Consider the following 13,550-nt stretch of genomic DNA (forward strand, 5'->3'; position numbering starts at 1 on the left):
AGATCTGGTTTGACCAGATCTCTGTGTTTGTGGAATTAAGCCATCCGGCGCAGCAGCACTATGCAGCCTTTCTGCTGCAACTCAATGGCACAATCGAGGAAAGAACTTAAGACAACACGAGCAAAAAGTTGCCCAGATTAGACGCAAGTACAATCTTGCCTAAAGATTTTCAGTTACAAGGCAGTGAGGTATATATCAAAAAAATTGGCCGCGCCGATCGTTATGATTCCCCAATAAAACCATCGCATCCGAATAGGTGACTATCGGCTAAGATATGAAATTAAGGATGAAGAATCTGTAGTTATATTGTTTACCTGTAAGCATCGTAAGGATGTATACAGGCAATAATCGTATTTGAACTAATGCCTGAGAGGTGAAAAATGGAAACAGCTAAATTGTTGTCGAACGGCGAAAATCAATCCGTTATCTTACCTAAAGAATTTCAGTTTCAAGGCAGTGAGGTTTATATCAAAAAAATTGGCAGGGCGATCGTTCTAATTCCTAAAGATAACCCTTGGCAAGCTATGTTTGATAGCTTAAGCCTATTCTCAGAAGACTTTATGGAAAACCGAGAACAACCCAGTCTGGAAATAAGAGAGGAGTTGGAATGAGGTTTTTACTCGATACCAATATTTGCATCTACATCATTAAAAAGAAACCTGCTAAAGTTTTGGAGAAATTTCAAACTCTAGATCCATCTGATGTAGGAGTCTCATCAATAACGGTTGCCGAACTAGAATATGGAGCTTACAAAAGCCAACGGTTAGAACAAAATCGAGCCGCATTGAGTCAGTTTTTATTACCTCTGCAAGTCTTGCCTTTTGATGAAAAAGAAACCCAAACTTATGGACAAGTTAGAGCCGAATTGGAACGCAGGCTTAATCTTGGAAAATTGGGTAGAGTAAATATTTTGGAAAACCAAGTTTGGCAAAAGCTGAAAAAAGATTGAGGCGCGGTAAATGATTTCCTAAATACAGAAAACCTTAAACGTCAACCATACTCTCTCAGTATTATTAACAAAACTGGCAGAAGAATGCGAAAATGTGCTGTTTTTCTTAAGCCAGTTAAAGTTAGCTAATCTGACAGATGAACAAAAAGGCGACATTTTGGCTGAACTAACAGGTGTGGTGTGTCACTTGCACGTTCACACAGAAAATTTACCTGATTTAATTGGTGATAAAGTTGTTGAAGAATTAAATCAAGGTGATGATTCTCATTATGTAAAAGTAAAAGGTGCAAGATGCGATCGCATCCTACCTAGAAGTTGTTGAAGAATTAAATCAAAGTGATGAGTCTCATGATGTGGAAGTAAAAGAGCCAAGTTATGCCTAGTTTGTCAGGAATAAACCGCTTAAGACCGATGCAGACTGTGGCTGCGGGTGTAGGCTAGAATTTAGAGCCTTGGGCAACTCCTACTTGCACGGGCCTTGCCTCCAAACAGCAGAACACTCCCTGCCAAGTTCATGCGTCTGTCTCGCCTTCTCCCGCTGGTTGCTAGCTTCACCGTACTCCTGGGGCTGGTAATTTGGCTAATTAGCTCTCTAACTCGCCTCTACAGCAATATAGCTTGGTCAGCACCGCCGCTGCTAGCCAATTTGCTGCTGTTTTTGCTGATTGTGCTGCTGGCGATGTTAATTGCCGCTTTCGGCTATTACGCGATGATGTTTTGGGAGGGGCAAAATAAGCCGCGCCGTCGCAAAATTCAACCGAAAGTCCCTGAAGCGAAAACGGAAGCAGCAGCAGAAACTCTCCGCGCTGTGCGAAAACAGGTGAAGCAGATTCAGGATGAGGTGTCGCGACAAGCTTTACTGACGAGATCTCGCGAAATCGAGGCGACTCTATCTCGCGGTAACCTGCAAGTGGTAGTATTTGGCACAGGTTCGGCGGGTAAAACTTCCCTTGTGAATGCGCTGATGGGGAGAATGGTAGGACAGGTGAATGCGCCGATGGGAACTACGGAGGTGGGGGAAACTTATAATCTGAAGTTGAAAGGATTGGAACGGGAAATTCTGATTACGGATACGCCTGGAATTTTAGAAGCTGGGGTGGCGGGAACGGAACGGGAACAACTGGCGCGTCAACTGGCGACGGAAGCTGATTTGTTGTTGTTTGTGGTAGATAATGATTTGCGAAGGTCGGAATATGAACCGCTGCGAGCATTGGCAGAAATTGGTAAGCGAAGTCTCCTTGTTCTCAACAAAACTGACCTCTACACAGATGAAGACAAGGAAAGTATTCAGGCGCGACTGCGGGAACGAATCCGGGGGTTTATCGCTACATCGGATATAGTTGCGATCGCAGCTAATCCCAAAACTGTCAAACTGGAAAATGGCGATATCTTCCAAGCGGAACCAGACGTAATGCCTTTAATCCGCCGTCTGGCAATAGTTCTGCGTGCAGAGGGAGACGACTTGATGGCAGATAACATTTTACTGCAATCTCAACGTCTGGGAGAAGAGGCGCGGAAACTCATCGATGCTCAGCGGCGGCGTCAAGCTGATAAAGTGGTGGAGCGATTTCAGTGGATTGGTGCGGGTGTAATTGCTGTCACGCCTTTGCCTGTGGTAGATTTGCTGGCAACAGCGGCTGTTAATGCCCAAATGGTGGTAGAAATCGGCAAAATCTACGGCTGTGAGTTGAATATGGAACGGGGAAGAGAGTTGGCGCTTTCCCTGGGAAAAACGCTGGCAAGTTTGGGTATTGTTAAAGGTGCGATCGAATTACTTTCAAGGGCACTTCAGCTAAATCTTGCTACCTATTTAGTCGGTAAGGCAATTCAGGGTGTTACTGCTGCTTATATTACCAGGATTGCCGGTAAAAGTTTTATTGAATATTTTCGTCACGATCAAGATTGGGGCGATGGCGGTATTACTGAGGTGGTGCAGCGACAGTTTCAGCTGAACCGCAAGGATGAGTTTGTCAAGGCGTTTGTGCAGGAAGCGATCGCAAAAGTAGTCAAACCACTAACAGACAATTTCCCCCCAGAACGAGAGTCAGATGAGGAAGTAGAGGAGCAATATGAAGAAGAGGAACTAGAGAAAGAAGATCGGAAATTAGAACCAAAATACGCATACGATGATTGGACCGATACTTCTCCTAAACGCGATGATTGGTAATTATAGCTAGGGGCTAGGGGCTAGGGGCTAGGGTTTCAGGAATTGAGAAGTAGGGGCACGGCATAATTTAAATGTTGGTATGGCCGACATATTGATGATGCCGTGCCCCTACGACTGTTCATTTTGTAGGGGCACGGCATAATTTAAATGTTGGTATGACCGACATATTGATGATGCCGTGCCCCTACTACAGCATATTTGACAAGGAAAGAACCCGCCAATCTAAAATTTGAAATTATTCGCAGATCGGGAAATTGTCTGTTGTCATCGTTGGTTAAATTTTTACCGCAGATGAAGAGGGATGAACGCAGATGAACGCAGATAATACAAACGCGATTTTTTTGCGACCGATGGGTAAGGAGATGATATTAGCTATTAACTCAAGTTGCTAGTTACTTGCTTTCCGAGTATGTTGTTGCGATGCCGCGCTCTTATTACAACTGGGATAAGAGCGCGGCATCGCAACAACGTACCTAATACGAGCCTTAACTATATAACTAGCAACTTGCGTTATTGCCAAAGTTGATATTTCTGGCATTGAGAAATTTCAGTTGCTGGTAGAGCATGGTAATCTTGGGTAAATCGACACCATTTTGTTGAGCCAAACGTAATGGATTGCCGAACATAGTTTCTACCTCCAGCGGACGCTTTTCGTCGTAGTCAATTTTCATGCTGGTTCGGTATGGTTTCATCTTGAGGGTATAGTCTAGCATCAGTTCAACGAAGCTATCGGGGATAATGCGATTCTTCTGGGGAAATGCTGCGCGATCGCCACTTTTTGCCCCCGCCACAACTTCCCACATCAATTGTTCGACTAAAGCGCGTGTATGGACATCCGCCATTAACTCATCGGTTCTAGCATTGAGAATCACAGAAAGGCCATTGTATGGTATATTCCAGACTAATTTCTGCCAACGTGCCAGCAGCAAATCTTCAGCTAACTTAATCGGAATGCCTGCACGTTCAAAATCACTGGCAATCTGACGCATTCGTTCGGTTATACCACAAAATTGATAATCGGAAGCATATTCACCTAACTTAATTTCACCGTAGTCTAGGTGGCGGATATATCCCGGCCCCACTTTATTGGAACACAGAAAGCACAGTCCGCCCATAACCCGTTTTGAACCGACAATTTGGGCGATTTCATCTTCAACGCCCAATCCATTTTGCAGCACCAGAACTACGCCATCATCCTTTACCACACTAGGCAACAATTTCGGCAGTAGGTGATTTTGGGTGGTTTTGAGGGCTACGACTACTACATCGCAACGCGGCATCTTTTCTACATCGCGGTAAGCTTTGACATGGGCAAGGGTGAAGTCGCCATCTTTTGACTCCACGACTAAGCCATGCTTGTTAACGTATTCGTAATCGCTGTGCAGCAGGAAGTGGACTTCCAAACCTGCTTTTTGCAAGCAAGCGCCGTAGAAACCGCCCATAGCACCAGTACCAAGGATGGCGTAGGTGCGATCGCGTGCGTAATCGGGAAACGATTCCATCAACTTTTCCTCTAGCCGCCCTTAATCATACAAAACTTCTTGTACTGGAGTGCTATCTATTGATCCCCCAGCCGTTTTAAAATTAAACCTATTAAAAATTCTTTTCTTATCCATAGAGCAGAAAGTATGAGTTCTCGTCCCGTTATCCTTGGCATCGTCGGTGATAGCGCCGCCGGTAAAACAACACTGACTGGAGGCATTGCTCAGGTATTGGGGCCAGAGAATGTTACAGTTATCTGTACCGATGATTACCACCGCTACGATCGCACTCAGCGTGCCGAACTTGGCATTACAGCCCTCCACCCGGACTGCAACTACATTGATATCATGCAGCAGCACCTCAGCTTGCTGCGAGCTGGAGAACCGATTCTCAAGCCAGTTTACAGTCACAAAACGGGTACGTTTCAGCCGCCGCACTACATCAAGCCCAGCAGATTTGTCATTGTTGAGGGATTGCTCGGTTATTCAACCCGCCTTGCACGAGATTGCTACGATGTCAAGGTTTATCTGGCACCGCCGGAATCGCTGCGTGCCAATTGGAAGGTTAAGCGGGATACCATCAAGCGGGGCTACACAGCCCAACAGGTTCTCGCCGAAATGGAAAAACGCGAACCGGATTCAGAACAGTTCATTCGTCCTCAGCGCCAGTGGGCAGATGTGGTGGTCAGTTTCTACCCGCCTGAAGAAGCGTCTGGGGAAGACGGTTCGCATCTGAATGTGCGCTTGGTACTTAGACCTACTATTCCCCACCCGGATTTTACTGAGATTTTAGAGCAAAGCAAAGTCGATTCGATGCAAGCAATCCGCCTAGAACTCGATCGCGATATGAGTAAGCCTGTTGATGTTCTGGAAATCGATAGTCACGCTACTGGCGAACAAGTCAGCAAGATAGAGAGGATGATCTGTAGCGAAATACCTGACTTATTGCCTTTCTGTAGCCGAGGAGGGAATCCAGACATTGGCAAACTTACGGGGACAACTGGGGAAACTCTCCAGAGTTACCCTCTGGCGCTGACACAGCTACTGATCGCTTATCACATGATCAAGGCTACTCACTTGGAATCGACTAAGGCTTTACCGCTAGAGGTTTAGCTGGTTAGCGGAATTTTTACCCCCCTCAATCCCCCCGCAACGGGGGGAGGAAAAGAAATAAATCTTACTGCTTGGGGCACTTGGCTTTGAGGTGCGGGTTGCATTGGGCCACGAAAATCTAGCAGTTGAACGAGGAGTAAGTAGCCTAGAGCTAAAATTAGGGAGATCGCACCTGTGATAATTGCAATAATTTTTGAGCGTTCCATGAGTTTATTTTGAGTTTTACTTATATCAACTTACAGGCAGAAGGCTTTGGCGTGGAGTACCGCAGGCATTTTATAGCAAATTAGAATAAGATAACTCCCCAAGAGGTGAATATGTCAAGTGCGATCGACATCGGAACGCTAATTGTCCAAACGCCAGGAACTTGTGGCGGTCGTCCCCGAATTGGGGGAACCAGGATTTCGGTTCAAAATATCGCCATTGATTACAAGGCGGGTATGACTCCAGAAGAAATCACTGACGCCAGACCGCACTTGACGTTAGCACAAGTTTATGCGGCGCTAGCTTATTATCATGCAAATAGAGATGTTATTGAGGCAGATATAGCAGCTTACTATGGGCAAAACTCAGAGCCAGAGTTAAACAAAACGCTTTCATAATGCTCCACAGTTGGAAATGGATCGTAGAAGTGGTGGAGTAGGGAGCGCCACTCTTGATATTTTGGCGATTGTCGAAATCCAACTGTATGGTCTTCTAATTGCTGCCAACGTACAAGCAGAATATAACGATTTGTAGTTTCTAGACATCGTTGAAGCTCATGGGAGATATAGCCTGACATAGAAACAATAATCCTTGAGGCTGTTTTGAATACAGCTTCAAATTCTTCAGTCAAATGAGGTTTAATCTCAAGAATCGCAACTTCCAATATCATGGGTTGAAATGCTAGCTCAACATTGTTCAACTTATCACCAAACTCTAAATGCTGTCCTACGGATAGCTCTCAAACTGCTGTCCCCACAGATAACGTGAAGCAGCCCAACTATGTATTCAACATCACATTTGCTGGTTAAGCTCCTATTTTTTCAAAAATTATCTGTCATAGTCATGTTTTATAATACTCATCTGGTGAGTAATGCCAGACTTCTCAACTGACACAAAACCCTGCAAAATAAGGAATCATCACTCTCAGTTACCGCATATAGCCGAACTGATATGACTTTCGTTGAAGATACCCAAGAGGGAGCGATCGTACTTGCACGTCAGCCAGTCGTGCAAACCTATAACCTGAGCAAGGTTTACCGCACTGGCTTCTGGCTCAATCAAAAAATCGAATCTCTCAAGAAATGCACCCTCAACGTCTATAAAGGCGAAACTTTTGGTCTTTTGGGACAAAATGGAGCGGGGAAAACCACGCTGCTCAAAACGCTGCTGGGGATTGTGCGATCGACTTCCGGGCATGGGACAATATTTGGAGAGCCGTTGGGCGATCGGGCCGTCAAGCAAAAAATCGGTTATCTGCCCGAAAATGCCTATTACTACGACAATTTAACCGGCTGGGAATTGTTGCAGATGACAGCAGGACTATTTGAAATCCCAGAATCCGTGCAAAAAGAGCGCATCCCCCAACTCCTGGATATGGTGGGACTTGCCCAATCTGCCGCCAAGAAAAAGCAACTGCGTCAGTATTCTAAAGGGATGGTGCAACGGATTGGCATGGCGCAAGCCCTAATCAACGACCCGGAATTGGTGTTTCTGGATGAACCAATGTCTGGACTTGACCCGATGGGACGCTACCAAATCCGCGAGATTATTTTATCGCTCAAACAGCAAGGGAAGACGATTTTCTTCAACAGCCACGTCTTGTCCGATGTGGAGATGATTTGCGATCGCATCGCCATCCTCGCCCAAGGCGAACTGATTTGCATCGGCGCTTTAGACGATCTTCTCGGCACCACTGACTTCTACCACATCAAAGGCAAAGGCGGAAATCGGGAAGTTCTGGAAAAATGGATACCAGACGTAGAATTTGACCAAAGTGGTTGGCGAGGTCATTTAGAAGGCGACCTCCAGGATTTTCTAGCCAGCCTGCGCCTGATGGACGCACAAATTATCTCTTTAAATCTAGCCCGTCCCTCACTGGAAGAGTTTTTCATGCAGGAACTGCAAAAGCGAGGTATTCGTGCCAGCAGTTGATTAGACCTCTCCAAAAAACATTGTAGAGACGTTTCATGAAAATTGTAGAGACGTTTCATGAAACGTCTCTACAATAGACCTCTCCTTTCAAAGAATGTAGAGACGTTGCATGAAACGTCTCTACGAAGGTTACTTTAATTTCTGGAGAGGTCTGCGCCGAAACACAATAATCATCAACAAAACCCGCCCCTACAACTCAAAACTCAAAACTCTAGCTATAATTAGGGGCGATCGCTTATTTCGGCTGGCTAATCGGCAACTCAATCCTAAACTCAGTCCCTTTTCCAGGTATAGAACAACACCGCAAATTACCGCGATGATTTTCCGTCACAATTTGATAGCTAGTTGCTAACCCCATACCTGTACCTTTACCGACAGGTTTGGTGGTAAAAAATGGATTAAATATTTTTTCTTGAATCTCTGGACTCATCCCACAACCATTATCCTGAATGGATATCAAAACCTGATTTCCTAAATTGATAGAGGTAGTAATCGTAATCCAGCCAAGATAATCTGAACGTTCGGTTAACTTTAGGCTGCTTCGCCGTTGTTCGATCGCATCAATTGCATTGACTAACAAATTCAGAAACACCTGATTTAATAAACCACCATAACATTCAATTAAGGGTAAACTTCCATAGTTTTTGACCACAGAAATTTCGGTTTTTCCGGTCGAACTATTCAAGCGATTTTGTAAAATGATTAAGGTACTCTCGATATTTTCGTGAATATCTATTTCTTTTAAATCCGCTTCATCCAGGCGTGAAAATGTTCGCAGAGACTTAACAATATCACTGATGCGTATGGCTCCTGTTTTCATTGATACTAGCAACTTAGAAAAATCAGTGATCAGATACTCAAGGTCAATATCTTCTGTAAAATCAGAGATTGCCTGGGGTGGAGTCGGATAATGCTCTTGGTAAAGGTGAATTAGCTCAATTAAGTCACTGGCATAATCAGCAGCGGGTTTAAGATTGCCATAAATAAAGCTCACGGGGTTATTAATTTCATGGGCAATTCCTGCTACTAACTGTCCCAAACTTGACATCTTTTCCGCTTGAATTAACTGAGTTTGAGTATTTTGCAACTTTTTGAGGGTTGCTGTTAATTCTTCAGATTGTAGCCTCAGTTGAATTTCTGATCGACGCACTGCTGCTTCCGCCTCTATCCGCTCTATTTCCGCACCCGCACGAGTGGCAAATATTCTTAAGATGGCTGACTGCATTTCTACATTTGGCACCATCGGTTTAGTATCTAAAACTACGATTAATCCCAAGGGATTTCCAGCAGTATCAATAATCTGCAAACCAGCATAACTTTGGGCTTGGAGGGTGACTAAATCATTATCTTCGGGAAAAAGGGTTTGAACTGAATTTGGGTATCGACATAAATCACCTTGAATATAAACATTGTTACAGGGTGTCCCGACTAAATTGTAAGTAAAATTATCACCAAAGTCATTTCCCGCCCAAAATGCTAGAGTTTTCGCGCTCACTTTTTCTGAGTTAACAAATTCAGCAATGAAAGCATAACGGACTTCTAATACTTGGGCGAGATATTGGACGCAACTTTTGAAAAATTCTTCACCAGTTTTTGCCGCTGTACCTTCAACGATTAAGCGGAGAGATTGTTCTTGATGTTTGCGATCGCTGATATCTCTAGCTACCCAAAGAACTTTATCTTCAGACATGGGAGAAATACTAGCATCAAACCAGACTAAGCGATCGCCTATAGGTAATGAGTATTCCAACGGCATCAGGGATTGATTAATAATAGCTTTGTGAATAGTATTGAGGAAAAAATCTGCGGCATCTTGGGGGAGGACTTCGTGGAGAGTTTTGCCTAACATTGTATTTGAAGGTAAGTATAACAGGGGAGCAGAACTAGGAGCGATTTTTAGATAGCGTCCCTCTGAATTCAGCACAATAATGACATCTTGCATGGCATTAAATAGTGCCATTAATTCGGCTTGAGAGGCGGCTAACTCTATTTCAGCTTGTTTGCGATCGGTGATGTCGGTGGTAATGCCATCAATGCGAATCGGTTTTCCGGTTTCGTCATAAACCAGATAAGAGTTAACAGACAACCAGCGCACTTGTCCATCCCGGCGAATAATGCGATATTCTGTTCTGCTTCTCCCCTTTTCTTTGAGTCTGGCGAAAACATTGGCAATGTTACTTTGATCGTCGGGATGAATGATTTCAAACCAGAGGTTAGGGTTGGCGAAAAACTCTGCCACCGAACAACCGAATATTTGTTCTACGGCGGGGTTGATGTAAATCGTCTCAAAGGTTTCCGGGTGGATTGACCACACCACTCCCTCAACGGAATTCAAAATGCTTTCCAGTCGTTGCTGAGATTCCCGTAATTGAGCTTGAGTTTGTTCTAATTCGCTGACAGGTTGGTGAACTTGCTGATTTAGCTGTTGTGTCAGTTCTCGGACTTGTGCCTCTGCTTGTTTGCGTTCTGTAATATCTCGCATCACGGATAGGTGCCGGTGGGGTAAAAAGTTGGCCGTCGCCGCATATTCCACTATGCGAATATCCCCATCGGCCCGCACTAAGCTGAACTCACCGCGCACTTTCTCTTGTTGCTGAAATTCTTGCCAAACTGCTTGGAAATTCAACCCCGGTTCCGCAAACTCAACGATACTGCGTCCCAGAAGTTCATCTCTCTCTAGACCAAATAATTCACAGGCGGCAGGGTTGACATCTAGGTAGCGCCCTTGGTCGTCTGCGATCGCCATCCCATCCAGGGCTATCTCAAAAAGCGTCCGTAATTGGCGGTCTCTTAGGGACTGCTGGGCTGGATCTGCTTCATCAATTGGTTGATCCAGGCTAGGGTCGTAACCTAGTGAGGATGACATATACTATTAATTGGTTTATTATAAACTATTTATACACCAATCAAGTATATAGCAACCAGCAAAAGCCCTAATTGATTTGTGAACTAAACTTTTTTTTAACAACTCCGAAAGAGTTGTTATGCTTTTGTTCATAATTAAGAACATTTTTATTTCTTTTCTCCTCTGCCCCTCTGCCCCTCTGCCCCCCTTTTGAAGGGGGGTTGGGAGGATCTCCAATCAGGGAATCTGACTAACCGATTTACTCAACCTAAAATACAGCCACTCCGAGGCGGAAGATTCAATGTTAGTTGATTGGATTCTCCCTCATTGTGCCACGATACTTCGCCAGTACCATACAATATTTTGCTAGGTTTAGATTGCAGATGGGTTACTTCAAAGCTGGCATTTGCGGGTGCAGTTCCGATGTTAACGGCAACAATTAATTCCTCAGATCCTAAAATGCGAGCGAACACATAAACCGTTCCCTCAGCATACAAAATTTGGTACGAACCCGTGCGGAGGGCAGAGTATTTATGACGCAATCCTATCAGTTGCTGGTGATATTTTAGAACATCAAGTTCCCAGTAGGCTTCCATAGGAAAGCCGCGACGAGAGTCTGGATCTAACTTACCAGGTAAACCAACTTCATCACCGTAGTAAATGCTGCTTGCACCGGGATAAGTTAATAACAGCAACGTTGCTAATTCCACACTCGATCTATCGCCTCCCGCAATAGAAATTAAACGCGCTGTATCGTGACTGGCTAGCAGATTAAGCTGGGTAAGCTGAATTTCCCAGGGGTATAATTCTAGTAGTTGGGTGATTTTTTCGCCATATTCTTTGGCAAATAGGGGCGGGTAGGGATGGTAGGAACGGTCTTGTACTTGTTCCATGTCAACGCGATCGCCTGCGGTAAATGCGATCGTCGGTGCGGCAAATAAGTAATTCATCACTCCATCAAATTGGGTGCCATCCAGCCATTCGCGGGAGTCTCCCCAGACTTCGCCGACGATGTAGGCTTCGGGGTTGACAGCTTTGACGCGATCGCGAAACTCCTGCCAAAATCCAGCTGCTTTAATCTCAAACGGCACATCTAAGCGCCAACCATCGACGCCGAATTTAATCCAATATTCGGCAATCTCCATAATATATTCCCGCACTTCGGGATTCTCGTGATTGAACTCTGGCAGCGCCCGATTTCCACCCCAACCTATATAATTAGCGGGGAACTCACCATTGTAAGCAGATACCGGCCAGCCTTCAATTTTAAACCAATCCAACCAAGGAGAATGGGGGCCATTTTCCAGGATATCGTGGAAAAAGAAAAAGCCGCGACTGGCGTGGTTAAACACCCCATCCAGAACAACTTTGATATTCCGTTGGTGGGCTGCATCTAGCAATTCTTTAAAAGCCGAATTTCCCCCCAACATCGGATCGACCAGGTAATAATCGTGAGTGTGGTAACGATGATTGCTAGCCGATTGAAAAATGGGGGTAAAATAAATCGCGTTAATCCCCAAATCCTGCAAATAATCCAGTTGTTCTATCACACCCCACAAATCGCCGCCCTTGTAGCCTTGCAGCGTTGGCATATCGTCCCAGGCTTCCCACGAGGCATTCTTCAAAAGCCGCTTGTGAGGCTGCTTGCTTCTGGCGAAGCGATCTGGAAAAATTTGGTAGAAAACAGCGTGTTTGACCCAATCTGGAGTATTAATCTGCATAAATCACTTGCTAGCTCTTTATTGTCAAGGTACAGCTATTCCCAGGTTTCGTGTTCCTACTTCTGATAGAAAAGCTTTAAAATTAGGGCTGCGATCGTCCAGAAACTCTGTCCCGATCGACTTAGGCAAGTACGGTATTACTAATACCGTGTTGCCACAATACTGCTCGTCTTGCGCTAAAAGAAACCCGGTTTATTCAAGAAACCCGGTTTCTGGGCCTACAAATATCCAAAACCCTAGCAGTATTGCGTGTTACCGGAATTCGCCTTGTCCCGATGTCAAGGGCGTCCCCACGTCAGTTAAATTTAACTTGGTGTAAGTAGTGCATTTAACAAATAACATTTTTATATTACCCTGAAAGGTGGTCAAGATTCCTTCGATTTAGAGGCGAATAAAATGTGGTTTGAAATTTTTGAAGATGGGACTGTATTTTTAATGTATGGCAATAAAGCGATTCAAAAATGGGATACCCAAATGCAGGTAGCGCAACTGCAAAAAATTCTCGATCCTAGTGTCGCTAATAAGTTCAGCTTCGCCCCAAAAGACAAACCAAAACCATCGCTCATTGCGACTGATGAACTAGGGGACTTGGCCTCTAATTCAGGCAGTACTTTAGCACCAATTAAGCCAGAAGTAAAATGGGTGGCCTCGCCAAATTTTTCTAGCCGCAACGGGGAAAAAATCAAGCGTATCATCAATCATTACACAAATGTGGCTAACTTACCAAGCACAATTAGTTGGTATCAAAATTCTCAATCCCAGGTTTCCGCACACTACATTGTCGATAAAAACGGCACTATTTATCAAATGGTGGAAGATGCCGACAAAGCGTGGCACGCACATGGAGAGAATAACGATTCCATTGGCATCGAACATATTGCCAAAGCTGGCGAAAGACTAGCGCCAAAGCAAGAAGAGGCAACGATCGCGCTGCACAAATGGCTGATGGTTGAATATGGGATCTCGTCGGATAATGTTACAGGCCATAGATTCACGGAACACAATAAAGGAAAAACAGATTGTCCCCACTCTATTTTCGGTGGAAATACGGAGCAGGCTTTACGAGATTGGGTCAAGAAAAACTTGGTTAGTCATTAGTCATCCGTCATCGGTCATCGGTCTGGCTGTAGTAGTTAGG

General features: G+C 44.7%; 14 protein-coding genes. 9 read left to right on the forward strand and 5 right to left on the reverse strand.

The features are described 5' to 3' along the window. Positions 1-252: 252 nt before the first annotated feature. The 5 genes from LAY41_RS32230 to LAY41_RS09730 all read left to right on the forward strand — a co-directional run bounded on the left by LAY41_RS32230 (position 253) and on the right by LAY41_RS09730 (position 3,116). Positions 253-348, forward strand: coding sequence for a type II toxin-antitoxin system RelE family toxin (locus tag LAY41_RS32230; RefSeq protein ID WP_338022969.1), 96 nt, complete (start codon positions 253-255; stop codon positions 346-348). Positions 349-380: 32 nt separating this feature from the next. Beyond that, the gene (locus tag LAY41_RS09715; RefSeq protein WP_249096934.1) at positions 381-611 is read left to right on the forward strand and encodes an antitoxin; all 231 of its coding nucleotides are present in this window, start codon (positions 381-383) and stop codon (positions 609-611) included. Then, positions 608-949 carry a type II toxin-antitoxin system VapC family toxin gene (locus tag LAY41_RS09720; protein WP_249096935.1) on the forward strand — a complete coding sequence of 114 codons (342 nt, stop codon included), beginning with the start codon at positions 608-610 and terminating at the stop codon, positions 947-949. The genes LAY41_RS09715 and LAY41_RS09720 overlap by 4 nt, the downstream gene beginning before the upstream one ends. 94 nt (positions 950-1,043) lie before the next feature. Then, positions 1,044-1,271: a hypothetical protein gene (locus LAY41_RS09725; protein WP_249096936.1), complete on the forward strand. Its 228-nt coding sequence runs from the start codon at positions 1,044-1,046 to the stop codon at positions 1,269-1,271. 192 nt (positions 1,272-1,463) lie between these two features. After that, entirely contained in the window at positions 1,464-3,116 is a 1,653-nt protein-coding gene (locus LAY41_RS09730; RefSeq protein WP_249096937.1) for a YcjF family protein, read from the forward strand. A gap of 497 nt (positions 3,117-3,613) precedes the next feature. Here LAY41_RS09730 and LAY41_RS09735 read toward each other — a convergent pair whose 3' ends face one another. Continuing rightward, positions 3,614-4,618, reverse strand: coding sequence for a putative 2-dehydropantoate 2-reductase (locus tag LAY41_RS09735; protein WP_249096939.1), 1,005 nt, complete (start codon positions 4,616-4,618; stop codon positions 3,614-3,616). A gap of 126 nt (positions 4,619-4,744) precedes the next feature. Between LAY41_RS09735 and LAY41_RS09740 the strand changes: the two genes are divergently transcribed. Further along, entirely contained in the window at positions 4,745-5,710 is a 966-nt protein-coding gene (locus LAY41_RS09740; RefSeq protein ID WP_249096940.1) for a phosphoribulokinase, read from the forward strand. Here LAY41_RS09740 and LAY41_RS09745 read toward each other — a convergent pair. Then, positions 5,707-5,916, reverse strand: a complete 210-nt coding sequence (locus LAY41_RS09745) for a hypothetical protein (RefSeq protein WP_249096941.1) — start codon at positions 5,914-5,916, stop codon at positions 5,707-5,709. The genes LAY41_RS09740 and LAY41_RS09745 overlap by 4 nt on opposite strands. 111 nt (positions 5,917-6,027) lie before the next feature. Here LAY41_RS09745 and LAY41_RS09750 point away from each other — a divergent pair, with 111 nt between their 5' ends. Continuing rightward, positions 6,028-6,312 carry a DUF433 domain-containing protein gene (locus LAY41_RS09750; protein WP_249096943.1) on the forward strand — a complete coding sequence of 95 codons (285 nt, stop codon included), beginning with the start codon at positions 6,028-6,030 and terminating at the stop codon, positions 6,310-6,312. Here the strand turns inward: LAY41_RS09750 and LAY41_RS09755 are convergent. After that, entirely contained in the window at positions 6,267-6,584 is a 318-nt protein-coding gene (locus tag LAY41_RS09755) for an antibiotic biosynthesis monooxygenase family protein (protein WP_249097161.1), read from the reverse strand. The two genes, LAY41_RS09750 and LAY41_RS09755, sit on opposite strands and share 46 nt — an antisense overlap. Positions 6,585-6,865: 281 nt before the next feature. Here LAY41_RS09755 and LAY41_RS09760 point away from each other — a divergent pair, with 281 nt between their 5' ends. After that, positions 6,866-7,846: an ABC transporter ATP-binding protein gene (locus tag LAY41_RS09760; RefSeq protein WP_249096944.1), complete on the forward strand. Its 981-nt coding sequence runs from the start codon at positions 6,866-6,868 to the stop codon at positions 7,844-7,846. A gap of 235 nt (positions 7,847-8,081) precedes the next feature. On the opposite strand, the gene LAY41_RS09765 is transcribed toward LAY41_RS09760, so the two are convergent. Together LAY41_RS09765 and LAY41_RS09770 are read right to left on the reverse strand one after the other, a co-directional pair. Next, positions 8,082-10,712: a PAS domain S-box protein gene (locus LAY41_RS09765; RefSeq protein WP_249096945.1), complete on the reverse strand. Its 2,631-nt coding sequence runs from the start codon at positions 10,710-10,712 to the stop codon at positions 8,082-8,084. A gap of 242 nt (positions 10,713-10,954) precedes the next feature. Beyond that, positions 10,955-12,412: a glycoside hydrolase family 13 protein gene (locus LAY41_RS09770; RefSeq protein WP_249096946.1), complete on the reverse strand. Its 1,458-nt coding sequence runs from the start codon at positions 12,410-12,412 to the stop codon at positions 10,955-10,957. Between the two features lie 396 nt (positions 12,413-12,808). Here LAY41_RS09770 and LAY41_RS09775 point away from each other — a divergent pair, with 396 nt between their 5' ends. Further along, entirely contained in the window at positions 12,809-13,510 is a 702-nt protein-coding gene (locus tag LAY41_RS09775) for an N-acetylmuramoyl-L-alanine amidase (protein ID WP_249096948.1), read from the forward strand. The last annotated feature ends 40 nt before the right edge of the window (positions 13,511-13,550 follow it).

It is taken from the genome of Argonema galeatum A003/A1 (assembly GCF_023333595.1).
Lineage (GTDB): Bacteria > Cyanobacteriota > Cyanobacteriia > Cyanobacteriales > Aerosakkonemataceae > Argonema > Argonema galeatum.

Bases quoted from the DNA above. Each gene is read 5' to 3' on its own strand.
- LAY41_RS09730 (WP_249096937.1), top strand. From the start codon at position 1,464: ATGCGTCTGTCTCGCCTTCTCCCGCTGGTTGCTAGCTTCACCGTACTC.
- LAY41_RS09765 (WP_249096945.1), bottom strand. From the start codon at position 10,712: ATGTCATCCTCACTAGGTTACGACCCTAGCCTGGATCAACCAATTGAT.
- LAY41_RS09760 (WP_249096944.1), top strand. From the start codon at position 6,866: ATGACTTTCGTTGAAGATACCCAAGAGGGAGCGATCGTACTTGCACGT.
- LAY41_RS09720 (WP_249096935.1), top strand. From the start codon at position 608: ATGAGGTTTTTACTCGATACCAATATTTGCATCTACATCATTAAAAAG.
- LAY41_RS09775 (WP_249096948.1), top strand. From the start codon at position 12,809: ATGTGGTTTGAAATTTTTGAAGATGGGACTGTATTTTTAATGTATGGC.
- LAY41_RS09715 (WP_249096934.1), top strand. From the start codon at position 381: ATGGAAACAGCTAAATTGTTGTCGAACGGCGAAAATCAATCCGTTATC.
- LAY41_RS09735 (WP_249096939.1), bottom strand. From the start codon at position 4,618: ATGGAATCGTTTCCCGATTACGCACGCGATCGCACCTACGCCATCCTT.
- LAY41_RS09745 (WP_249096941.1), bottom strand. From the start codon at position 5,916: ATGGAACGCTCAAAAATTATTGCAATTATCACAGGTGCGATCTCCCTA.
- LAY41_RS09750 (WP_249096943.1), top strand. From the start codon at position 6,028: ATGTCAAGTGCGATCGACATCGGAACGCTAATTGTCCAAACGCCAGGA.
- LAY41_RS09755 (WP_249097161.1), bottom strand. From the start codon at position 6,584: ATGATATTGGAAGTTGCGATTCTTGAGATTAAACCTCATTTGACTGAA.
- LAY41_RS09770 (WP_249096946.1), bottom strand. From the start codon at position 12,412: ATGCAGATTAATACTCCAGATTGGGTCAAACACGCTGTTTTCTACCAA.
- LAY41_RS09740 (WP_249096940.1), top strand. From the start codon at position 4,745: ATGAGTTCTCGTCCCGTTATCCTTGGCATCGTCGGTGATAGCGCCGCC.